General features: G+C 62.3%; 22 protein-coding genes. 4 read left to right on the forward strand and 18 right to left on the reverse strand.

Going from position 1 to position 22521, the window contains the following annotated elements:
• Positions 1-64 precede the first annotated feature (64 nt).
• Both BLJAPNOD_RS32820 and BLJAPNOD_RS32825 read right to left on the reverse strand, forming a co-directional pair.
• Entirely contained in the window at positions 65-754 is a 690-nt protein-coding gene (locus BLJAPNOD_RS32820) for a hydrolase (protein ID WP_115422910.1), read from the reverse strand.
• Between the two features lie 154 nt (positions 755-908).
• Positions 909-1841: a VOC family protein gene (locus BLJAPNOD_RS32825; protein WP_115422911.1), complete on the reverse strand. Its 933-nt coding sequence runs from the start codon at positions 1839-1841 to the stop codon at positions 909-911.
• A 119-nt stretch (positions 1842-1960) separates the two neighbouring features.
• Between BLJAPNOD_RS32825 and BLJAPNOD_RS32830 the strand changes: the two genes are divergently transcribed.
• Positions 1961-2860 (forward strand): LysR family transcriptional regulator, encoded by a 900-nt coding sequence (locus BLJAPNOD_RS32830; protein ID WP_115422912.1) that lies wholly within the window; start codon positions 1961-1963, stop codon positions 2858-2860.
• A gap of 32 nt (positions 2861-2892) precedes the next feature.
• Here the strand turns inward: BLJAPNOD_RS32830 and BLJAPNOD_RS32835 are convergent, their stop codons facing one another.
• From BLJAPNOD_RS32835 to BLJAPNOD_RS32880, 10 genes are all read right to left on the reverse strand, one after another.
• Positions 2893-4419: an amidohydrolase gene (locus BLJAPNOD_RS32835; RefSeq protein ID WP_115422913.1), complete on the reverse strand. Its 1527-nt coding sequence runs from the start codon at positions 4417-4419 to the stop codon at positions 2893-2895.
• Complete coding sequence (locus BLJAPNOD_RS32840; protein ID WP_115422914.1) at positions 4416-5354, reverse strand: nucleoside hydrolase; 939 nt, start codon at positions 5352-5354, stop codon at positions 4416-4418. Before BLJAPNOD_RS32840 ends, BLJAPNOD_RS32835 begins: the two co-directional genes overlap by 4 nt.
• A complete protein-coding gene (locus BLJAPNOD_RS32845; RefSeq protein WP_077502409.1) occupies positions 5351-5776 on the reverse strand; it encodes a VOC family protein in 426 nt (141 codons plus the stop codon). Before BLJAPNOD_RS32845 ends, BLJAPNOD_RS32840 begins: the two co-directional genes overlap by 4 nt.
• Positions 5777-5785: 9 nt before the next feature.
• On the reverse strand, positions 5786-6679 hold the full coding sequence (locus tag BLJAPNOD_RS32850; RefSeq protein ID WP_115422915.1) for an ABC transporter permease: 894 nt from the start codon (positions 6677-6679) through the stop codon (positions 5786-5788).
• Positions 6676-7713, reverse strand: coding sequence for an ABC transporter permease (locus BLJAPNOD_RS32855; protein ID WP_115422916.1), 1038 nt, complete (start codon positions 7711-7713; stop codon positions 6676-6678). The genes BLJAPNOD_RS32850 and BLJAPNOD_RS32855 overlap by 4 nt, the downstream gene beginning before the upstream one ends.
• Complete coding sequence (locus BLJAPNOD_RS32860; protein ID WP_115422917.1) at positions 7710-9290, reverse strand: ATP-binding cassette domain-containing protein; 1581 nt, start codon at positions 9288-9290, stop codon at positions 7710-7712. The genes BLJAPNOD_RS32855 and BLJAPNOD_RS32860 overlap by 4 nt, the downstream gene beginning before the upstream one ends.
• A 252-nt stretch (positions 9291-9542) precedes the next feature.
• Entirely contained in the window at positions 9543-10568 is a 1026-nt protein-coding gene (locus tag BLJAPNOD_RS32865) for a BMP family ABC transporter substrate-binding protein (RefSeq protein WP_115423178.1), read from the reverse strand.
• Positions 10569-10674: 106 nt separating this feature from the next.
• A complete protein-coding gene (locus tag BLJAPNOD_RS32870) occupies positions 10675-10995 on the reverse strand; it encodes an NIPSNAP family protein (RefSeq protein ID WP_115422918.1) in 321 nt (106 codons plus the stop codon).
• A gap of 12 nt (positions 10996-11007) precedes the next feature.
• Positions 11008-12633, reverse strand: coding sequence for a choline dehydrogenase (locus BLJAPNOD_RS32875; RefSeq protein ID WP_115422919.1), 1626 nt, complete (start codon positions 12631-12633; stop codon positions 11008-11010).
• 3 nt (positions 12634-12636) lie between these two features.
• Positions 12637-13464 (reverse strand): uracil-DNA glycosylase, encoded by an 828-nt coding sequence (locus tag BLJAPNOD_RS32880; protein WP_115422920.1) that lies wholly within the window; start codon positions 13462-13464, stop codon positions 12637-12639.
• A gap of 257 nt (positions 13465-13721) precedes the next feature.
• On the opposite strand from BLJAPNOD_RS32880, the gene BLJAPNOD_RS32885 reads away from it, so the two are divergent.
• Positions 13722-14366 (forward strand): TetR family transcriptional regulator C-terminal domain-containing protein, encoded by a 645-nt coding sequence (locus tag BLJAPNOD_RS32885; RefSeq protein WP_077502417.1) that lies wholly within the window; start codon positions 13722-13724, stop codon positions 14364-14366.
• A gap of 242 nt (positions 14367-14608) precedes the next feature.
• A complete protein-coding gene (locus BLJAPNOD_RS32890) occupies positions 14609-14839 on the forward strand; it encodes a hypothetical protein (RefSeq protein WP_115422921.1) in 231 nt (76 codons plus the stop codon).
• A gap of 78 nt (positions 14840-14917) precedes the next feature.
• Here the strand turns inward: BLJAPNOD_RS32890 and BLJAPNOD_RS32895 are convergent, their stop codons facing one another.
• Positions 14918-15406 (reverse strand): RidA family protein, encoded by a 489-nt coding sequence (locus BLJAPNOD_RS32895; RefSeq protein ID WP_077502419.1) that lies wholly within the window; start codon positions 15404-15406, stop codon positions 14918-14920.
• A 193-nt stretch (positions 15407-15599) separates the two neighbouring features.
• On the opposite strand from BLJAPNOD_RS32895, the gene BLJAPNOD_RS32900 reads away from it, so the two are divergent.
• Positions 15600-16313, forward strand: a complete 714-nt coding sequence (locus tag BLJAPNOD_RS32900) for a TetR/AcrR family transcriptional regulator C-terminal domain-containing protein (protein WP_077502420.1) — start codon at positions 15600-15602, stop codon at positions 16311-16313.
• 135 nt (positions 16314-16448) lie between these two features.
• Here BLJAPNOD_RS32900 and BLJAPNOD_RS32905 read toward each other — a convergent pair whose 3' ends face one another.
• From BLJAPNOD_RS32905 to lsrA, 5 genes are all read right to left on the reverse strand, one after another.
• The gene (locus tag BLJAPNOD_RS32905) at positions 16449-17705 is read right to left on the reverse strand and encodes a class II aldolase (RefSeq protein WP_115422922.1); all 1257 of its coding nucleotides are present in this window, start codon (positions 17703-17705) and stop codon (positions 16449-16451) included.
• A gap of 72 nt (positions 17706-17777) precedes the next feature.
• Complete coding sequence (gene lsrB / locus BLJAPNOD_RS32910; protein ID WP_077502422.1) at positions 17778-18809, reverse strand: autoinducer 2 ABC transporter substrate-binding protein LsrB; 1032 nt, start codon at positions 18807-18809, stop codon at positions 17778-17780.
• A complete protein-coding gene (locus BLJAPNOD_RS32915) occupies positions 18806-19822 on the reverse strand; it encodes an autoinducer 2 import system permease LsrD (protein ID WP_077502423.1) in 1017 nt (338 codons plus the stop codon). Before BLJAPNOD_RS32915 ends, lsrB begins: the two co-directional genes overlap by 4 nt.
• A complete protein-coding gene (lsrC, locus tag BLJAPNOD_RS32920) occupies positions 19819-20850 on the reverse strand; it encodes an autoinducer 2 ABC transporter permease LsrC (RefSeq protein ID WP_077502424.1) in 1032 nt (343 codons plus the stop codon). The genes BLJAPNOD_RS32915 and lsrC overlap by 4 nt, the downstream gene beginning before the upstream one ends.
• Positions 20843-22345, reverse strand: coding sequence for an autoinducer 2 ABC transporter ATP-binding protein LsrA (gene lsrA / locus BLJAPNOD_RS32925; protein WP_115422923.1), 1503 nt, complete (start codon positions 22343-22345; stop codon positions 20843-20845). The genes lsrC and lsrA overlap by 8 nt, the downstream gene beginning before the upstream one ends.
• Positions 22346-22521: the final 176 nt, after the last annotated feature.

Genomic DNA, 22521 nt, shown 5'->3' on the forward strand with positions numbered 1-22521 from the left:
ACCTCGCGGAGTGATGGATCAAACGCTCCGGCAGGACGTATCCGGCCGGAGCGACCGGCGACCGTTACTTGGCGGGGTTGGGACCAATCCGCTTGCCGTGGCTGACGCGTTCAGTGCCGCCGTGAACATGCGTGACCGCATAGTCGATGCCCATGCCGTAGGCGCCGGAATGCTCCTTCACCAGCCCGGTGACGGCATCATAGGTTTCCTTGCGCGCCCAGTCGCGCTGCCATTCGAGAAGCACCTGCTGCCAGGTGACGGGAATGACGCCTGCCTGCACCATGCGGTCCATCGCATATTTGTGGGCATCGAGAGAGGTGCCGCCCGACGCATCCGCGACCATGTAGATCTCGTAGTCGGTGTCGTTAAGGCACGAGAGCGCGAAGGTCGTGTTGCAGACCTCGGTCCAGAGGCCCGACACGACGATCTTCTTGCGGCCGTCAGCAGCGTTCTTGGCAAGCGCATCGCGCACGTTCTGGTCGTCCCAGGAATTCATGGAGGTGCGCTCGAGAATGTCGTTTTCGGGGAAGACACCGAGCAGCTCTGGAAAGGTGTTGCCCGAGAAACTGTCGGTCTCCACCGACGTGATCGTCGTTGGAATGTTGAAGATCCTTGCGGCCTTGGCAAGACCGACGACGTTGTTCTTCAGGGTCTGCCGGTCGATCGACTGCACGCCGAAGGCCATCTGCGGCTGCTGGTCGATGAAGATGAGCTGGCTGTTCTGCGGGGTCAGGACTTCTAGTTTGCTGGACATTGGGTCTCTCCTTCGTGCGTGATGTGTGCCGTCTGGCGGCGGGCTTGGAAACAGGACTGGCCAATCGGGGGGTGGTATTGGCGGACGTTGCCCGAGAGGCCTTCAGGATGTCGAAGATGCGGGCTGCGCCGGGCCGCCCGCAGGCATTTGTCGTTTATGCTGCAAGCGGGACGAGGCCTGCCTCGATCCGGTTGCGCAAGGGTTCGTAGCGTTGCGGCAACATCAGCGCCTCGCCAAGATGAGCGGTATCCTCATCGCGATTGAACCCAGGCTCATTGGTCGCGATTTCGAACAGGACGCCGCCGGGGGTGCGGAAATAAATCGCCCAGAAATAGTCGCGGTCAATGACCGGCGTGACCTGATAGCCGGTATCCATCAGCGCCTTGCGAACCTCGAGCTGTGCTGCGCGGTTCTCGACGGCAAAGGCGATGTGATGGACCGAACCCGCCCCCTGGCGAGCGAACGTGGTTTGCGGCAAAGCCTCGAGATCGATCGTGTCGGCGCCGTTGCCGTTGGGGATGACCAACCGCGTGACGTTGCCTTCTTTTTCTGCGCGCTCGTAGCCCATGAAACCGAGAAGCTCCTCCATCGCTGCCGTATCGTGCAGGCTCAATCTGGCGCCGGCAAAGCCACGGATGGCAGCGTCTCCAGGCACACCCGCGGCCGTCCAGGCGGAGCGAGCATCGTCGGCCTTTTCGACCAGAGCCAATCCGTCACCATCAGGGCCGGCAAACCGCAGGCGGTTGGCACCGAAGATCGTGTCGGCCTTGATGCCAGCGACACCCTGCGATGCCAGACGATCCTTCCAGTAGGCCAGCGCGCCCTTTGGAACAGCGAACTGGGTCTCGCCCACTTCTCCGACACCAGGGCGGCCACGCATCATGTTATCGAATGGGAAGTATGTCATCACCGTTCCGGCAGCACCCGTCTCGTCGCCGTAGTACAGGTGGTAGATGCTCGGCTCGTCGAAGTTGACGGTCTTCTTCACTCGTCTCAAGCCGAGGGTGTTGGTGAAGAACGCGTTGTTCCGCCCGGCGTCCGACGCCATGGATGTGACGTGATGAAGTCCCTTGATGCCCTTGATCATGACCGCGTTTCCTTGCGTTTTGTCCGGTGTCTGTTGCTGAAAACAAACCTACGCAGATTGCCGAACCGGCGGAATTGCAATATTAATTTCGAATGAATTGCGATTTTTGAAATAATGAGATGAACGACTACAAAGCGCTCCGCACCTTCCTGATGGCCGCCGAAAAAAGAAACTTCGCGCAGGTCGCCCGCGAGCTCGACATGACGCCGGCTGCGGTCACGCGCGCGATCGCGGCACTTGAAGCCGATCTTGGTGTTCAATTGTTCGTTCGAACCACCAGGCAGGTTTCGCTGACGACGGACGGCGCAATTTTCGCAGCCCAGATCCAGCCCGCCATGGAAACGCTGGAAAGCGCGCGACGCGACGTCATGAACGCGCACAAGGCGGATGAGGGGCGCCTCAGGATCAGTGCCCCGACGTGGCTCGGAAAAACCTTTCTGCCGACGATCCTGTCGGGCTTCAAGGAACTCTACCCGAAGATATCATTCGAGGTCGTGCTCTCGGACGGGCTCGTGAACATCGTCAACGACGACTACGACCTGGCAATTCGCATCTCCTCGCAGCCCTCCGACAAGTTCACCATCTGGCGCAAGATCTGCGCCATACCGCGCATCCTGGTCGTAAGCCCCGGCAGCCGCTGCGCCGGCCTCAGCCATCCTGGAGAGCTCACGCCCGAAGAATGCCTCGCCTATAGTGGCGAGAGCCGCCGGGAAAGCTGGGTTCTCTCCGACGGCGGTTCATCCGTGACGATATCGGCAGGTCGCGCGTTCAGCGCCAACAGCGGCGAGATCCTTGCCGACATGGCGGCAGACGGTGCGGGCGTGGCACTGCTTCCCGGATTTCATATCGCCGAGCATCTGCGGACCGGAAGGCTGGTCCATGCCTTCAAGGGATGGGCGCCGCAGGATCTGTGGTTGACGCTTTATTATCCCCCGTACCAGGCGCTGCCGCCGCGCATCGCGGCCTTTTCGAAATTCTTTGAACAGCAGATCCTGAGCGTGGTGATCCCGGTTCATTGACGAGAGACCACCATGCTTGCAGCGTCAACGGCTCAGGACTGGCGATGAACGTCGGCGCCATCCCCCTGATAGCGGTTGAGACCGATATCGGCCCGGGTGGCACGGCGATGGATTTCCGCCATGACTGGCTCGAAAACGCTGTTGCGGCGCTCGAGGTCGGCATGTTCGGTAAGATAGGCCGGCACCAGCTCGGCGATCTCGTCGAAGACGGCCTGTTCGTCGACTGTGGTCAGACGCCCGTTTTCCATCACGATCCGGCCGGCAACCATCACGGTCTCGATCGAAGAGCCGTTTTCCGAATAGACCAGATGCTTGGCCACGTCATTGAGCGGCATGAAGGGATAGCTGCGAAGGTTGAGGATCAGGAGGTCTGCGACCTTGCCGACCTCCAGCGAACCGGTCGCCTCTTCGAGCATGGCTGTCCGTGCGCCGCCGATGGTGGCCATGGCGAGGATCTCATCCGCTGCCACCCATGCCGAATGGTCGGGCCCGGCAGCGCTGTGCACCAGGCCGGCGACGCGCATGACGTCGAAGATGCGGGACGTGTCATTCGAGGAGACGCCGTCTGTTCCAAGACCGACCGTCACCCCCGCATCGAGCAGGCGGCGGATCGGAGCGATGCCCGCGCCGAGTTTCAGGTTCGACACGGCGTTGTGGGCGACCGAGACACCGGCCTGCCCCATCAACCGCATGTCCTCGTCGCTGACCCAGACCGAATGCGCGATCGTCGTGTTGCGCTTCAGGAGACCGAGATCGTGCATGTAGGCGATCAGGGATTTGCCATGCAGCATGTGGCCGGTCACGGCCTGGGTCTTTGTTTCCAGAATATGCGTGTGGAAGGGCACATGCTTTTCGTCCGCCAGGTCCATGCACGCTGCCATCAGATCCGGAGAGCAGCGCTGTGGCGCCGAAGGCGCAATCATGAAATTCAGCCGGCCGGACTTCCCGTGCAGGCTGGCGAAGGCCGAGCGGCAATAGTCGATGTAGGCGCTCGCGGTCAGCGGCGGGCCGAAGTCGAGAAGGGCCTGCAACTCGGCCGGCATCACCTCGCGAGCGAAGGGCAGCGCATCGAGCGTATGGACGTTCATCACGGCGCTCGAAACATTGGCGCGAATACCGGCATCGTCATAGGCGCGAAAGACCGTCGCAAGACGATCAAGATCATGGCGCGGCGGATCGAAGAAATCGTCGCAGAAGGTGGTGACGCCGTTGCGCAGAGATTCCATCGCGAGCAGCAGGCTGCGCAGATAGAGCAGCCGTTCGCCGATCGGGTCATTCATCAGCAGCGGATAGGCATAAAGCAGCCAGATTTCGAGCGGCATGCGCTCATAGCGGCCGCGAAGGAAGGTCTCGCTGGAATGGGTGTGGGCATTTACAAGCCCAGGCATCACCAGCTTGCCGCGTCCCTCGATGATATGTGCGTCGGGGCCGGCCGAAAGCGCCTCGCCAATCGCCTTTATGGTCTCGCCCTCGATCAGCACGTCGCCCACAAATGGCGCTGCGCCATGGCTGTTGTCCATCGCCACGATCGTCGCGTTGCGGATCAGGATTTCACTCATGGCAGGTTTTCCAGCGATTTCAGGAGAAGATCGTAATAGGCGACCGGGTCGCCGTCCGTGACATAAAACACATTCTTCGGGCGGTCGGTGATCTGCCACCAGTCGGCGACCGTCATGCCTGACGTCAATGCGCCGTTGAGCTCGACGGAGACGTTGATCTGCCGCCCCGAAAACATCTCCGGTGCCAGCATGAAGGCCGGCACGCACGGCCCGTGCAACGGCGCACCATCCCACCCGTATTTTTTAAGGTCGAAGGTTTCGGAGAATTCCAGCATTTCGGCGGTCGCCACACCGCAGCGGTTTCCAAGCGCCCGCATGGCGCCGAGGCGCTCCGGCGTCGAGCGCATCTTATGCGTCACGTCGAGCGGCAGAAGCGTTGTCCTGATGCCGGCGTTCAGCACGATGTCAGCGGCTTCGGGGTCGACATAGCAGTTGAACTCCGCCGTCGGCGTGATGTTGCCGACCTCGAAATAGGCGCCGAGCATGGCGACGACCTCGTGGATCTTGCCGGCAATGTCGGGCGCCTTGCGCAAGGCCAGCGCCAGGTTGGTCACCGGTGACAGCGAACAGATGGTGATCTCCCCAGGGTGGGCGCGCACGGTATCGATAATGAAATCGACGCCGTGCTTTTCCTGTGGCCTGATCGACGGCCGCGGCAGGTTCGGGCCATCAAGGCCGGTCGGGCCATGCACGTGCTCAGCCATGACCAACGGGCGGATGATCGGATGCGGGCAACCGGCAAAGACCGGAATATCGGGCCGACCGGCCAGTTCCATCAGCTTCAGACAGTTGGCAATCGTGTGATCGAGGTTGATGTTGCCGGCCGTGGCGACCAGACCGAGCACCTCGAAGGCCTGTCGCTGGCCGAGGATCATCAGGATTGCGGCCGCCTGGTCCTGGCCGGGATCGGTGAGGATGATCAGCTTACGTGTCATGCTGCCACCTTGCCGGGAGCGCCGCCATCGAGCCAGGCATAAAGCTCCCAGGTTTCGCCATCCGGCCCGTGGAAATAGAGGCATCGGGCATTCCAGGGGTAGTCGGCCGGCGGGTTGACGAAGGTGACGCCTTCTTTTGTCAGGTCGGCATAGAGGGTATCGATCTCGGCGGGACTGTCGAGCCGCACCGCCACGAGAACCGCCGATGCCGATCCCTTGGGCACGCGAACATCGGCATGCGCCTCGATATGCGAGCGCTCCCAGAGCGCAAGGGTCAGCCCGGCGCCGGTGAAATCGGCAAACCCGGGGGCGCGATGCTTGAGCTCGAAGCCGAGCTTCTCCGTGTAGAAGCGGATCGACGCCTCAAGGTCGCTGACCAGGATACAGATATCCTGGATCGGATGGCGCTGGGCAAAGGTCATGGGTGTCTCCTACTGATCCTTGAGCTCGGCAAAGGAACTGGCAGCCTTGGCGCCGCCGCGCAGCTTGCCGGAAAGCCAGACGCCGAAGACGGTGGCGAGATAAGGCAGCGCCTGCAGGAGGTCGTGCGGGATCTTGTCGCCAAACATCAGCTGCGCCCGGATGCCAAGAGCGCCAACGACGGCGAAGAACAGCGCGGCGAAAGTGGCCCCCACCGGATGCGAAGCGCCGAAGATGACCGCGGCAAAAGCCATGAAGCCGCGGCCCGCGGTCATGCCCTGGGCGAAGAACTGCAGGCTGCCGGCGGCAAGTTCGGCGCCGCCGATGGCGCACAGCACGCCGCCGATCGAAAGCGCCACGAGACGCATGCGCGAGGGGTTGGCCCCGACGCTGCGGGCAGCGAAGGGATGTTCGCCGCAGGCAGCAAGCCGGAGACCGAAGCGGGTGCGGCGCAGCAGCACCCAAATGCCGAAGACGACGAACGGCATGGCCGCGACCGAGATCGACAGCACCCCGTAAGCACCAAAGGCCGGCCCGAGCTTCGGAATGCCGAAAGGCGCCGTTACGCTCGCCTGGCTTCCGAAGATCGCCTGGACGGCGAGTGCCGTACCGCCGACGCCAAGACCCGTGAGGCCGAGGCCCGCAATGATCGGATTGGCCGTCAGCCTGTCGATGACGAACCAAAGGAGGACCGAGGCGAGCACGCACATGAGGATGGCGATCAGGATGGCAGCGAGGATGGAATTGGTCAGCATGATGCCGACGATCGTGGCGCAGGCGCCGATGATCATCAGACCCTCGAGGCCGAGGTTCCACACTCCTGCCCGCTGCGCAATGACGCCGGCTAGGGTGACGTAGATCAGCGGTGTGCCGGAACGCAGGATGGCGATGATGATCTCGTTCATGACGGGCGCCCTCCGAGGCGCAGCACCTTGTCGACGAGCTTCGACCTTGCCGTGATGAACAGCGCGATCGCCGCATTGATGATGTCGATGGCAGCAGCCGGCAGGCCTGCCATGATCGGCAGATAGAGTGCTGCCGAGGCAAGGCCGCCGAAGAACACCGCGGCCGCGGCCGTGCCGAGCACCGAGAGATTGGCGACGAGCGCGATCAGGATGGCCGTGAATCCATGGGCCGGCAGGAACCCAGATGCGATGCGGCCGTTCGGTCCCATGAACTCGATGGTTCCGGCAAGACCGGCCAGCGCGCCGGAGATGAGGAAGCTCGACAGGCCGAGCTTCCACAGCCGCGCGCCCTGCCACTCCACCATCGTGCCGTTGCGGCCGGCGAGGCTTGCCAAAACCCCGAAGGCGGTGCGGTTGACCAAGAGCCACATCAGGATGCCGACGGCGACGGCGATGGCGATGATGGTAGACGACAGGCCGAGCGAGTCCGAGATGCGATAGGCGGCATCGAGCGGGCGGCTCGACGCCTGCTGGCCGGACCCGGAAGGATCCTTGAGTGGCCCGGAAGTGACGTAGACCAGCAGCAGTCCGGCCATGAAGTTGCCCATCAGCGTGGTGATCACCTCGTCCGTGCCGGAGCGCAGCCTCAAAAGCCCCGGCCAAAGCGCCCAGAGGGCGCCGCCGAGCATACCGGAAATGAGCAGTGCCGGGATGACGAGGAAAGCCGGCCCGCCCTTGAACGCTTCGGCAGCGAAGGCGGCGCAGATCGCGCCGACATAGAACTGGCCCTGGGCGCCGATATTGAAGAAACCTGCCCGGAATGAAATCCCGACGCCGACGGCCGTGATGAACAGCGGCAGCGCCCATCTGAGGCTCTGTTCGATCGCGCCGCTGCGCAGGAACGCGCCGTCGGCCACCGCCCAGAGCATGGTCAGCGCATTGTAACCGGCGAACTGGAACACCAGCGCGCACAGGACGAGCGCGAAAGCGACGAAGATCAGGCTGCGGACAACCGTTAAGAGACTGTCTTTCATGCGCTTTTCCTCGCAGCCGCATCGGTCATGGCTGCACCCACCGACACGATGTCGAAGGGCGCGCGGAATTCGCCGTTCACCCGCCCCGACAGCATCACCACGACGCGGTCGGAGATGTCGAACAGCTCGTCGAGATCCGACGAGATCAGGAGGATGGCGGCGCCGCGATCGCGTGCCTGCCGGAGCGCCTGCCACACGAAGGCGGTGGCACCGATGTCGAGACCGCGCGTCGGCTGAGCGGCGATGATCAGCCTGGCATCGCTATCGACCTCGCGCGCCAGGATCACCTTCTGGGCATTGCCGCCCGACAGGGATCCGGCCTTCTGCATGGAATTGTGGTAGTGGACGCTCCACTCCCGAAGCGACCGGTCGCAGGCTTCGCGCACCGCCGAGGGGCGGATCACCTTGAGCAGGCTTCCTTGCAGCAGCTCCCTTGCGCTCCAGTTCTGCCAGAGCGAACTCGTGAGGCTGAGACCTTCGACATTGCGCTCGAAGGGAATGATCCTGAGACCGATCGCGCGACGGGCAGCGAGCGGTGCACCGGTCACGTCCTGGCCTGCGAGCCGGATCGACCCGCTTGCCAGATCGGCAAGGGCGGAAATGGCGCGCACCAGCGTCTTCTGTCCGTTGCCCTCCACGCCGGCTATGCCGACGATCTCGCCGGGGCGAATATCGAGATCGATGCCATCGAGCGCGATGCCCTCACTGTCGGGCCACGTCGAGACGGCTGTCATGGACAGGACACTTGGACCTGTCGCATTTTCGGGATGACCTGCGCCCTCGCCCACTGGCGATTTGGTCCCGACCAGCGCGTCGCGCTCATGCCGGTCGAGCGTCTTGGCAATCGCATCGCCGACGATCAGGTTGGCGAGCCTCTCGGCCGAAACCTCGGCGATCGGCAGCGGCCCTTCGACCTTTCTTCCGCCGCGCAACACCGTGACCGTATCGGCGATGCCGAGCACTTCGCGGATCTTGTGCAGGATGAGGATGACGGTCACGCCGCGCTGCTTGAGACGGCGGACGCGGGCAAACAGCATGTCTATGCCGGAGGGCGACAGCACCGCGGTCGGCTCGTCGAGGATGAGCACGCGCGCGTCCATGACCAGCGCCCTTGCTATCTCGATACCCTGCTGGGTCTCGATCGGCAGGTCGCGGATCCGCCGGTTCAGGTCAACCTGGACGTCGAGACCGGCGAGATGCGTCCGCCATTTTTCGGCAAGCCCCCTGCGACTGTAGATGCCACCTTTGCCCGTGGCGCCGAACTCCATCGTTTCGGCAACGGTGAAGGATGGCGGCAGAGCAAAGCTTTGATGAACCAGTTCCACGCCCGCAGCCCGGCTCTGGCTGACGTGTCCGGTGCGGATTTCTTCACCCATCACGTCGACCGCGCCGGCAGTCGGCTGAACGAGCCCCGCAGCGACGCGGGCGAATGTCGTCTTGCCGGCGCCGTTCTGGCCGACGACCGCATGGATCTGACCGGGGGCAAACGAGACGGCAACGTCGGACAATGCCGTCACGTCGCCGAATTTCACGGTGACATCACGGCACTCCAGCGCGGGTTTCGGAGGATTAGACATCAAAAGGTTCCCATCGAGAGCAAAGGTTCGCGGCCATCGACCAATGCGTGATGATCCGCAAACGTCCGGCGATCCTCACCTCAGGGGAAAGACCGGTGCCGGTTTTCTGTCAAGGCTCCGCGCCGACCCGGCGGGCCGGCGCTAGAGCGCCGCGCGTTCGGAAGAACGCGCTAAGGACGCACTAGGACTTTGATTCTGGAGCATCTCATCCGCTTTCAGTGATTCCACTTGAAAGCGGGATGCTCCAGTGGCTCAGAGCGTGGTGTTGAACGGAACCTTGATGGAGCCGTCAAGGATACCGGCACGTGCCTTCTCGACCTCGACAAGCGCCTCCTTCGCCCGGGCGTTCAGATCCGCAGGTCCCTGTTCGGCAAAGATCGGCGAGGCAACGAAGTCGATGACGCCGGTGCCAAGCCCAGTGTGCTCGTGCGCGCCGCCCTTCCAGTCGGAACCGACGGCCTTGCTGGCCTCGTTGTAAAGCGAGACGCCGAAATCGAGACTGACGATGGAGATGAGTGACTTCGGGCCAAGTGCGTATTGTCCCGGCGCAAGGCAGCTCACCATGCGGCCTTCCCTTTCGTTGGCGGCGGCGATGATGCCGCCATCTGTGGCGGCTGCGTCCGTCTGGATATAGTCGATGCCGTCATTGTACATCTGGGTGGCGATTTCCTGGCCCTTTGCGGGGTCCTGGAACGAGCCGGCAAAAGCCGCAACGACGCTGGCATCCGGCTTGATCGAGTGCACGCCGGCCTTGAAGGCGTTGAAATCGGCATTGAGCGGCGGGATCGAAACGCCGCCGATGAAGCCGGTCTTGCCCGTCGTCGTCATCTTGGCCGCAAAGACGCCGGAGAGGTAGCAGCCAAGATAATAGTCGTAGGATACCGTCACCACGTTCGGGATCGCCGGCTCGAAGGGGTCGGCGAACAGCTGGATCCACTTGGTGTTGGGGTAGGACGGCGCCAGTGCCTTGAAGGGTTCAGCCACTTCGTTGAAGGTGGAGATGATGATCTGAGCACCTGCATCACCAAGCGTGCGGTAGATGGTTTCATAGGTCGCCGGGTCCTGCGCGTAGATGGCGCGGTGCTCGAACCCCTTCTCTTCCGACAGCTGCTTGAGCTTGGCGATCATCTGGTCGACCGGGCCGTTGTCGCCGGCAGCCTGCGTATGGACGAGTGCGACCAGCCCGCCGGATGCCCTGGCGAATTCGGGCACGATGCTTGCGGCAAAGCCGAGCGCTGCGGCGCCCGCGCTTGCCTGCAGGAATGTGCGGCGATGTATGTGTTGTGAAGCCTTGTCAGTCATGATCGTTCCCTCTTTTGTTGATTGTCTTGTGTCATGCGCATTGCGGCACGCGCAGGCAATGCGCGGCGCGTGCCGGGTCGTCTCAAAATGGCGGCGAATAGGATGCAGGGTTCATGATCATCACCTCCTGCTTCTGGATCGCGTCGAGCGCCCAAACATCGGAGATGAACTTCTGCCAATCCGGATCGGCATACATGGCCGACCGGCGCGCCTCGCGATCGGCAAGGCTGTCGTAGGCCCACATCAGAACGGTGGTGTGAAGCGTGCCGAGTTCCGAAACATAGAGGCCGACGAATGTGTTGAGATGGCGCTTTTGCACCGGAAGACCGTCAGCCTCGTATTTCTTCATCCACTTGTCGACCGTGCCGGGCTTGAACGAATAGGTTCGGTGTTCGAGGATCATCGGATCACTCCCTTAGCTGTTCAGGATCAGTTCGGCGCATTTCTCGCCGATCATGATGGCGGGCGCGTTGGTGTTGCCGCTGGCGATGATCGGCATGATCGAAGCGTCGGCGACGCGCAGTCCTTCGATGCCGTGCACCTTGAGCTGTGCATCCACCACGGCCATGGGGTCGTTGCCCATCTTGGCGGTGCCGACCGGATGGAACGTCGTCATCGCGGTCGCGCGCAGCCAGCGGGTCAGGCCGGCGTCGTCGAGCGCCTCCGGCCCGGGTGCCAGTTCCTTGCCGCGAAAGCGGTCGAATGCCTTCTGCCCGACGATGTCGCGCGTCAGCCGGATGCCATCGATCATCGTGCGGATATCAAAATCGGACTGCAGGTAGTTCGCCTGGATCTTGGGCTTGTCGGTCGGGTTCGCCGACCGCAGCGTAATCTCGCCGCGGCTCGCCGGATTGACGGGACCTACCCGGATGGTGAAGCCGTGATCCGCCTCGACCGCCCGCTTCTTGGCGAAGGGATTGGGGAAATGCAGGTTGGCGGTCTTTTCGAGCGCCGGCATGAAGTGCAGCTGGATATCGGGCGAGACCAGGCCGTCGTTCGAGCGGACGAAGGCCCCTGCCTCGTAGGGAAACGTCGTCGTGATGCCCTCCCCGAATAGCATGCCTTGGGCAACGGCGGGAATGAGCTTGTCGGCGCGAAGGTCGCCAAACAGCGTGACCGGCTCGCGGCATTCCCAGCTCATGACGCAGTCGACGTGGTCCTGTAGGTTCTTGCCGACGCCGGGAAGGTCGAGCAGCGGCTTGATGCCAACCGCGCTCAGCTCGTCCGCCGGTCCTATACCGGAAAGCAGTAGAGCCTTCGGCGAATTGACGACGCCCGCAGAGAGGATGATTTCTCGCCCAGCGCGCGCGATCCCCGGCCGGCCGTCCTTCAGGTACCCGACACCGCAAGCCCGGCCACCCTCGATGATCAGGCGTGTGGTCTCAGCGCCCGTCAGCACGGTCAGGTTCTTGCGGCCGAGCGCCGGGCGCAGGAACGCCCAGGATGTGGACCACCGCTTGCCCTTGCGGATGGTGAAATCGTAGCGGCCAAACCCTTCCTGGGTGGCACCGTTGAAGTCATCATTCGCAGGATAGCCGGCCTGCAGGCCCGCCTCGCAGAACACGTCCATCAGCGGATTGTGACCACGGGCCCGGCAGACGGTGAGTTCGCCCTCCGTGCTGTGAAACGCGTCTTTGCGCTCAACATGCGTTTCCGAGCGGCGGAACGCCGGCAGGACGTCGTCATAAGACCAACCAGGCAGGCCGAGCTGTGCCCAGCGATCATAGTCGTGGCGATTGCCGCGCACATAGATCATGCCATTGATCGTCGAGGTCCCGCCCAGAACCTTGCCGCGCGGCCAATAGAGCGAACGGCCATTGAGATAGGGCTCGGGTTCGGTGTGATAGTGCCAGTTGTAGATGCCCGAGTGGAAGAGCTTGCCCATCAGCATCGGCAGCCGGAACAAGGGATTGCGGTCCTTTCCACCTGCCTCGATCAAAAGCACGCGGTTGGCCGGGTTCTTCGACAGGCGATTGGCAAGAACACAGCCGGCCGAACCGGCGCCAACGATGATGAAGTCATATTCCGGGCTGGACGCCATGGTTCACCATGCGATGGGACGAGCGCCCATCGCCTCCAGATAGAGATTGCAGAGAAGGAAGGGGTTTTCCCGGCCAAGCACCTTGTCGGCAAAAGCGGGGTGCTCGCGCTCGACGCAGGCGACATTGCCGTGGCGGCCCTCACGAATACCGGCTTCAGCAAAAATATCGGCTGCGGCCGCGCCGAACCCGAGAAGGACAATCGGCTCGCCGCGCGAAAGCAGCATCTCGACCACGCGCAGCATCAAGGGCCGCCAGAACGGAAGATGGCCGCGCGACTGGTGCGGGTCGATATCGACGCGAAAGCGCGACAGCGTCAGGGATGCGTTGAGCAACAGCACGCCCTCGCCGACCCAGCGGTCGGCGATCACATCCGGCGCCTCGAACGACCCTGAAGGATCACACAACAGCTGCCGCACATCGAGCCAGCGACCAAAGTCCTCACTGAGGCTCTCGTCGCCCAGACGCGCTGCCGCAATCAGCTGCATGTAGGCGCGGATGCTCTTCGAGAACATCTTGTCCAGCTCGGCCCAGCTGGCGAGATTGCCGGCCTCGAAGGCGCGGCCCGTGGCGAAACCCGGTTCCGGATAGGGATCCTGACCCAGGATCAGGCAGCGCACGCCGTCGGGCGCAATTCCATCGAATGCCGCAAGCGCATGCGCGCCCTTCGGCTGGCCGGGGAAGATCCTGCCGCGGCGCGCCGGGAAGATCGGCTCCCAGGCTTCGAACGCGAGACCGACATCGACCCGATCGAAATCATCCCCAATCGGTCCGAGCGCATCCTGCCAGACCTGTGGCAGATCGGCCTCCCAGCCGGCCAGCGTTTCCGCCATCGCCTCTCTCAGTCGTGCCGGCATCACACCACCCCTCCAACTCGTTGAAAGGAGACTAGACAAAAGCTGACCAAAGTGTCAACTTTCTTGAGAGAAAAAATGACTGCACCGTCAGGTTTTTTTGACCAGATAGTCAGGTTTTAGGCAAATGGCGATGCGCTTGCATTTCGCCGGAAAACTCGGAAATTGCGCAAACGGCCTCGCCGCCACGCATGATTGTCTGGTAGGGAGCGGCGGCGAGATGGAGGCGAGATCGCATGGCAAAGGCAGCACGAGATCCGGAGGAACGCATCCGCGAGCGCAATATGCGTCTGATCATCAAGGCCGGGATCGAGATCTTCGCGCGCAAGGGCTTCGATGGCACGCGCATCGCCGAAATCGCCGAGGCCTCGGGACTGCCCAAGGCCAACGTCTATTACTACTTTGCCTCCAAGGAAGAGATCTATAAGGCCATCATCTCCCACCTCATCGCCAGCTGGGACGATGCGCTGAAATACATTTCGCCGGATCGCGAGCCGGCCGAGGCCTTCCGCCTCTACATCAAGGCGAAACTCGACTACACCCGCAAGAACACGGCAGAATCCCGGCTCTTCGCCAGCGAGATCATCCAGGGCGCCCGATTCCTGAAGAAGAAGGATCGCGACCATATGCGCCAGGTCACGGACGCGCATGTGGCCGTCGTCGAGGGATGGATCGCAGCGGGAAAGATGCTGCCCGTCGATCCGCGCCACCTGTTCATCATGCTCTGGGCATCGACGCAGTACTACGCGGATTTCGAACCCATCGCCGCCGACGGCCTGAAGAAGCCGCGTCTGAAGGCAGAGGACTACGAGACCGCGGCGATAACGATCACCGAGACGATCCTGAAGGGCATTCTTCCGGCCTCCGCACAACGTTCATAGGTGGATCTAACTGGGGCGTTTGTGGAGCGTCATATGGAGCCGGACTGGACGGATCGGCGTCACGTTTGGCTGGATGCTCTGGCGGCGAATCACGACCCGCGAGACCTGACGATCGGCCGTGAACCGGGGCAGGTTCTATTCAGGAAGATCTGCGCACCTTGCCACACAGTCGGCGTAATCGACCATGCTGGCCCGATCTCCTCGGCGTCACGGACAGGCGTGACGGCCTGTGGTTGTCGGAGATGATCACGAATCCGGCCCGACTGCGCGCAAACAAAGACCCGATCCTCGCCGATCTCGACGCGAAATACAAAGGCGTCCGCATGCCGAACCTCGGCCTGTCGGCGAGCGACGCATCGGACCTCATCTCGTATCTGACCACCAGGACGGCGCAGATCAACGAATTGCGGGCCCAACCCGAGGAGCAGCATCTCCACCAAAGCGCAGATGGAACTGGCCACCAGCACAATTAATTCGGAAGGCCGCTCTGGCTCCAGAGGGCGCGTACGCCCGACTGCCACGTCACCGAGATGCGGCGGATGATGCCCGCGCTAATCGAGCAGGGCCACGGCCTCCACTTCGAACAGCATGCCGTCGACCGCCAGTTTCGGTACCGGGATCAAGGTCTGCGCTGGCAGCGCCTCGCCGAACATTTCCTTGACGCTCTTGGTCAATACCCCAAGCTTGGACATATCATGGTCGACCACGAAGACCGTGAGCTTGGCAACCTGATCCGTCCGGGCGCCAAGCGCATCGAGGGCGGCGCGCAAATTCGCGTAGCCCTGCTTAACCTGAGCGGCGAAGTCGGGCGACAAGGCTCCAGTGCCGTCTTGGCCTCCTTGCCCGGAGATGTAGGCGACCCGGCCTTCGCGCGGCATGATCACCGCCGTGCTGTAGCCGTTCGGCGTCGGATCATAGAGTGTTTGTGGATTGACGATGGTCAGCTTGCGATCTTTCTCATTCGCTGGCGCCACCGTGGGAACTGCCATGGTCATGATGATTACCCCTCCGATAAGCACATGCTTGATTGTGCGTGACATAATCTTCTCTCGGCCTTGAGAACTGCGAGCGATGTACCCTCGCGGTCTGCAGGATTGAATTTTAGCTCGTTACAAGGTTGACTCGTACGCTGTACGATTAGATTGCATCGTACAGCGTACGAGTCAATCGGTGAGTATCGACATTCGTCGCATTGTCGGCTTAGAACGACGTTCTGATCAGCAGGGAAAGCGGATGGCAGCCAAACGCAGCAGCGCGCAGAGCAACCGATCTCAACGGAAGAGTGTATCACTCCAGTCCGTGCAGGAACCACACGGTGACCCGCCTCTCTCTCTGGATCGGATCGTGGCCACCGCGGTAGAGCTGCTGGACGCCGAAGGGGTCGACGGATTGAAGATGCGTCGGCTGGCCGATCGCCTCGGCGCGGGCGCAATGAGCCTGTACTGGCATGTCGACAACAAGGAGGAGGTCTTTGATCTGGCGCTCGATGCGGTGCTTGAATACCGCGGAGCGCCGCAAGTGGATGAGCCAGAGGACTGGCGCGATGAAGCCGTTCACCTGCTCCAAGACTGGCGGGCCAGCATGCTGCGCCATCCGTGGTCGGCGTCGTTGCTGTCGCGCCGGGCGCTCGGCCCGAACATCCTCAATCGCCTGGAACTGCTGAGCAAGACCTTGTCGAGAGCCGGTGTGGCGGACGCAGACCTGAACGTCGCGATATGGTCTTTGTGGAACTATGTGATGGGCGCCACGATCACTCGTGCGAGCTTCGGCCTCTCGGACGATGACCGAGCCGCCGCGCAACAACGCCTTACAGGTCTCAGCGAACACTATCCGACAATCGAACGCGCCCGTCTGCTGTTGGACAGCGATTGGGACGGCACTTTCAGGAAGGGCCTCGACTTCCTGCTCGACGGGCTCTCACCAGGCCAAAACTCCGGTTCGCGGTGATGCCGCAACTGCGCAGGATCGCCGCGTGCTTTCCCGATGGAGGCGAAGCAACCAGAGTTGTTATCCGGCGCCGTCATGACACGGCGCCATTTTGTTCTCTTTCGTTGTCTGCCTCCGGGGCTCATACCCAAAAGGTCAGGACGCCTGATTGACCTTCAGCTTCGCCTGTTCGAGCACCCAGTATTCCATGTCGAACAGATCAGCTTCTCCAATAGGCGTGTAGCGGCCGTAGGATTCGGCAGCATTGATCGTGCGTGTTGCCTGCTCGCACAGGTCCCCTGCGATCCGCGCGGCTCTGGCGTTTCCTCCGATTGCGAATATACCTTCGCCGCGCACGACCACGACGCGTGGATAGGCATCCAGCATGGTCTTCGGAACAGGCGTTCGGCCGGCATTCCGCTGGAAATACGCGCGGTACTCGGCACGATAGCGTTCAACGACCGCCGCGATCTCGTCCGCATCCGCCTCTGGTTCGATTATCATCGGCCACGGCTTGATGCGGATGACGTGATCCGGCGTTACCGTACCTCTTCGGGAAACGCTCTCAAGGTCCCCCCGCGACGCGTAGGTGCGAATGGCTGGCGTCGAGCGAAATTCGACCGACACCGCATGTTCGAAGGGAGAGCCGGGACCAGCCAAGGCCTTGGCCAGTCGCGCCGTCAGGCCGGCGTCAGCCACGCGATCATTTGGCTGGGGTCCCGTCAGCACAACCTCTTTTCGGGCGAGCTCCTGTTCCGCAATGTCTACGAATTCGATCATCAGTTCGTAGGATGCGCGGGCCGTACCGGCGAATGTGAACAGGCCATGGTTTTCGAGCCAGAGGCCTTCGCAATCCGGTTGCGCCTGAAAGATACGATCTGCTTCGATAGACAGGTCAAAGCCCGGCATCACATATGGCACATAGGCGACGCGGCCGTTGTAGATGCGCGCAACGGTATCGCGCATGTCGGGTTGGTCCGCCAGCGCGAGGATCGCGGTCGCATGCGTGTGGTCAACGAAGTCGTGCGGGATGAAGGCGTGCAAAAGCGCCTCCACCGAGGGATTGGGTGCGGCGGCATCCAGCAGATTGGCGCGCAGCAAGGCGACCATATCGGGGTCGGAAAGTCTGGGTCCGTCGCGCGCGGCCAGAAGCTCCGGCAGCCGCACCGCCGGCAGGCCTGGCGCCTCGATGGTATCGAGATCCCAGCCGCTGCCTTTGATATGCATGAGCGCTGAACCATCCTCGCCCGTCACCTTGACCGAGGTATTGCCTCCGCCGTGTAGCACGAGATCCGGATCGCCGCCGATGATGCGCGAGGTATAGATGCGCAGCCCCAACGCTTCGCTATGACCGGCGGACCGGGCGGCCTCCAAATAACGGTCGGCGTCGATGTCGTTCCAGCGGCTCTTCATGATGGATTTCCATTTTTCAGCAGTTGAGAACGGGCGGCCACTCGCTGGCCGCCCGGTATGGTGTTTTCAGGATCAGAAGTCGAAATTGCCGATGTTGTCCTTGGTGAAGACGGTACGCTCGGGCAGCAGTACGATACCGTTGCCTTCGGCCTCGTAATCGTAGCCCTGGACCTTGTTGGCCGAGACTTCGACCGTGCCGACGCCTGGAACTTCCAGCTTGTCACCGACCTTCATCGGCCCGTTCTTCAAGACGTGGTCGGCGACAAAGACCGAGATCTTGCCCTGCTGGGTCACATCCCAGAGGCCGAACCGCTTGATCGTGCCCCGCTCGATGTAAGGACGCATGACATTGGGCGTCGAGAACCCGACGATGGTCACACCGTCGGCCCGCTTCAGGTTTTCGGCGGCCTGGGCAGCGGCCGGCAAAGCGTTGGCATCTGGCGCGATGATCGCGTCGAGATCCGGGTAAGTCTGCAGGATGCTTTCGGCCGTCTGCAACGACTTCTGCGCGTCATTGTAGCCATACTGCGTGGTGACGATCTCCCAGCCGGGATGCTCCTTGGCGATCTTCGCCTTGGCAGCTTCCGCCCATGCGTTCTGGTCGGTGACGGTCGGGCTCGAATAGAAGAAGGCAACCTTCGCCTTTTCCTTCTTCACGCCCTCTCCCGCCATGTCGACGAGCAGGCTGCCAAGCTGTTCGGGCGTGCCCTGGTTGATGTAGTAGCTCCGGCAATCCGGATTGACGTCGCTGTCCCACGTCATCACCAGCACACCGCGCTCCATTGCACGCTTCAGCGCCGGGCACAGTCCATCCGGCGAAACGGACGAAACGATGATGGCGTTGTAGCCCTGGTTGACGTAGTTGTTGATGAACTGCACCTGCCCCGAGACGCTCGGCTCGGTCGGACCATCGTAGGTCACCTTGGCGCCGACTTCTTCGCCGGCTTTCACGGCGCCAGCACCGCCGCTGGTAAAGAAACCGACCCCGACCAGCTTGGGGATGAAGGCGATCTGGGATTCGGCCTGTGCCGTTCCGGACGCGAGCATGGTGCCAGCAAGAAGGCTGGCCGCAAGAACAGCGTTTTTGATCAATGTGTTGGTCATGTTTTTTCTCCTCCTGAAGTAACTGCCGCCCGGCCCTTCTGCTGCCTGGCAACGGCGACGAAATCGGCAAGCAAAGCGCTTCCGTGGCGCAATGCGACCGCTATAACCAGCAACCCTCCCGAAAGTGCGCTGGAAATCTGGCTTGAAACACCGCTTGCCTGCAGGCCCTGCTGCAGATAGCCGATGACGAATGTGGCAATGAGCGTTCCGAGAATGGAACCCTGGCCGCCGTAGATGGACGCCCCTCCGAGGACCGCCGCGGTGACGGCCGGCAGCAATGTCGCGGCGCCGAGATCGACGCGCGCCGAGCCGAAATAGGCGGACATGACGAGCCCCGCTATTGCGGCACACAGCCCGGTGACGACGTAGGTGATCGTCTGGATGGTGGCCACCGGAATGCCGGCGAAACGGGCCGCATTCTCCGATTGTCCAACAAGAAAGACAGCACGGCCGAAGCGCGTGAAATGCAGCAGTACGACCAGAACGAAGGCAAGCCCTAGAAAGACGGCAAGGGTCGCGGGCAGCCCGAACAGCTGTGCGTAGCCGAACCCATTGAAGGCTTCCGGGAAGTTGCCGATCCCCTCGTAACCGCCAGCCCCGACAAGGCCCGAGGCGACGGTCGCAGTCCCCTGAAACAGATAGAGACTGCCGAGGGTAACGACGAGCGGCTGGATCTTCGACAGGTGAATAACTGTGGCATTGAAGAGGCCGCAAACTGCGCCGGTCGCAAGCGACAGCAAGATCGATAGCGGCAGCGGTACGGCGTAGAAGGTCGCAACCCCGAACACGATTGCCGCAAGGCCGATGGCCGATGCGAAGGACACATCGATGCCGCCGGCGATGATCACCAAGGTCAGCGGCAAGGCGACGATGCCGATCTGGACGAAATCCGAGGTGCCGTAGATCAGGTTTGCAGGATTGAGGAAGCGCGGGTTGATGATGCCGAAGATCGCAAGCTCTGCCACCAGCATGGCGAGCAACGCAGTCTCCCAACGGAAGATCAACTTTTTCATCGGCGCGCCTCCGCGATCCTGGTTGTCGAAGACTTGGTGTCGTGGGCGGACGCACGATCATGGATGGCGTAGCGGCGTGCACGAATGCGCCGCTCGATCAGTTGACGGATGCGGCCGTCAAGAAGCAGAACCGACAGCAACAGTGCACCGGCGATGAAGTCGTTCCAGTAGGCGGGGATCTTCAGGAACACGAGTGCACTGTCGATCGATGTGATGAAGGTCACCGCAGCGACAACGCCCGCGACCGAGCCGGTGCCACCGAGAAGGCTGACGCCGCCAAGAACGTTGACGGCGATCGCCTTGAGTTCGATGCCGTTCCCCGCCTGGTTCGGGATGAAGCCGATCTGGGCGGCAAAGACGACGCCGGCCAGCGCGGCGCAAGATCCGGCCGCCACGAAAGCCGCGAATTGCACGCGCCGCACCGGCACGCCGAGGTGGTGTGCAGCCGCCTTGTTGTCGCCGACCGCATAGAAGAAGCGGCCGAAACGCGTCTTGCGCAGGAACAGCCAGAGCGTGACGATCAGGAAAACGACGACGATTGACAGCGCCGAAAAGCCGGAGCCGAGATTGGCGGAAAGCGCCTTCAGGTCCTGCGGCAGGTCCTCGATCCAGCGCCCTCCGGTCATGACCAGCATGATGCCGCGATAAAGACCAAGCGTGCCCAGCGTGGCGACGATCGACGGTATGCCGAGATAGGCGACCATCAGCCCGTTGAACGCACCGGCCAGGGCACCGGTGAAGAGGGAAAACACGATCGCGACCGGCAGGCTGAACCCGGCGTTCAACAGCAGGCCAAGCACAGCGGCACTCAGGCCGAGCACAGAGCCGCTCGACACATCGATGTTGCGCGTCAGGATGACGACCATGGTACCGAGCGAGATCAGCATCAGCACCAGGCTGCTCGACAGCACGGTCGAGAGCGTTGCTCCGGAGAGGTAACCCGGCGCCGCCGCGCCGATTGCGGCGTAGGCAAGCGCCAGGATGAGGACGAGCGTGACCACGCGGTTGCGGGCAAAGAGATCAAGCATGATTGGGCTCCGAGGCGCCGAAGGCCAGTCTGGCGATTGCATCGACGCTGATCGCGTCCGAAAGTTCGCCGCCGTGCCGGCCAAAGGCCATAACCTGCACGCGATCGGCCAATTGCTCGATCTCGTCGAAGTCGGAGGATATGAGGACGATGGCGACGCCTTCGCCGGCGAGCGTGCGGATCAGCGCGTAGATGTCATTTCGCGCAGCAACGTCGACCCCACGCGTCGGCTCGTCGAGGATCAAAACCTTTGGTCCCGCCGACAGGCACTTTGCCATGAGGACCTTCTGCTGGTTGCCCCCGGAGAGACCACGGGCTGCCTGCCCGGCGCCGGTGCATTTGATGCCCATGCTGTCGCGGAAGCCGTCGAAGATCCGGCGCTCTGTCCCCGATCGCAGGAAAAACGGCAGCCGATGGATCAGATAGGACGAGACATTCCAGTAGAGCGGTGCTTCGAGGAAGAGGCCGTTCTGCTGGCGGTCTTCGGGCAGATAGACGAGGCCATGATCGATGCACGACCGTGGCTGCCGGTTCTTCAGCTCCTTGCCTTCCAGATGCACGCTCCCGGCGCTTTCTCTGCGCAGGCCGAAAAGCGTCTCGGCAAACTCCGTGCGCCCGGCACCGACGACACCGGCAAGACCGAGGATCTCTCCTGCCCGGACATCGAGGTCGATATCGCGAAAGCCCTCTCCCGACAGCCCGCGCACCGTGAGCCTCGGTTGACCGATCTGCGCCACCTTGCGCCCGGCCTTGGCGGTACCGCCGTCGGCTACAAGCTGTACACGGCTCATCGCCTCGACGATCTCAGCGTCCGTATGCTCGTCGAGCGGTCCCGAGAGCACGATGACGCCGTCCCGCAGCACACTGATGGTGCTGCAGATTTCCCGGATTTCCCGCAGCTTGTGGGAAATGAAGAAAATGCCGACGCCTTGGCCCTGCAGTTTGCGCACGCGCTCGAAAAGCGCGCTCGTCTCGAAGGGGGTCAGGGCCGAGGTCGGCTCGTCGAGGATAAGGACGCGGGCGTCCCGCACCAGGCCACGCAAGATTTCGACGATCTGCCGCTCGGCGATCTCGAGCGAGGCTGCCTGCGCATCGAGATCGACGGTAACGGCGAGCTCGGCGACAAGCGCCTCGACGCGCGGCCGCAGCGAGCGTGGTGACGGTTTCAGGCCCAGGCAGATATTCTCCAAGACCGTCTGGTTTGGCAGGATATGCGCTTCCTGCGGCACGAGATAGAGACCGAGATCCTGGGCGAGCGCCGGCGAGGCGTGCGTCAACGTCCGGCCGTTGATTTCGATCCGGCCCGAATTGGCCGGAATCACTCCGGACATGATTTTCATCAGGCTGGATTTGCCTGCGCCGTTGCCTCCGAGAAGTGCGTGCACCTCTCCGGCTTCGAGCGCCAGCGAGACGCCCTTCAGGACAGGCACAGCACCATAGGATTTCCAGATGTCCTCCAGAAGGGCGACCCTCCCGGCCGCTTGTTCCTTCATCATTCCCCACCTGTTCAAATGTACTCGACTGCCATCATGTGATCATAACGCCCGATTGCCGTCAATATGGTCAGCAGTACCGAACGGAAACGAATCCGGGTATTTAGGCAGGCAATGTGCAAATAAGTGCGTGAAAACAGCTGGTTGCCGAGCAATAGATTTTTTCGAAGCACAGCACC

Source organism: Ensifer sp. M14 (genome assembly GCF_003355565.1).
In the GTDB taxonomy this organism is placed as follows: domain Bacteria; phylum Pseudomonadota; class Alphaproteobacteria; order Rhizobiales; family Rhizobiaceae; genus Ensifer.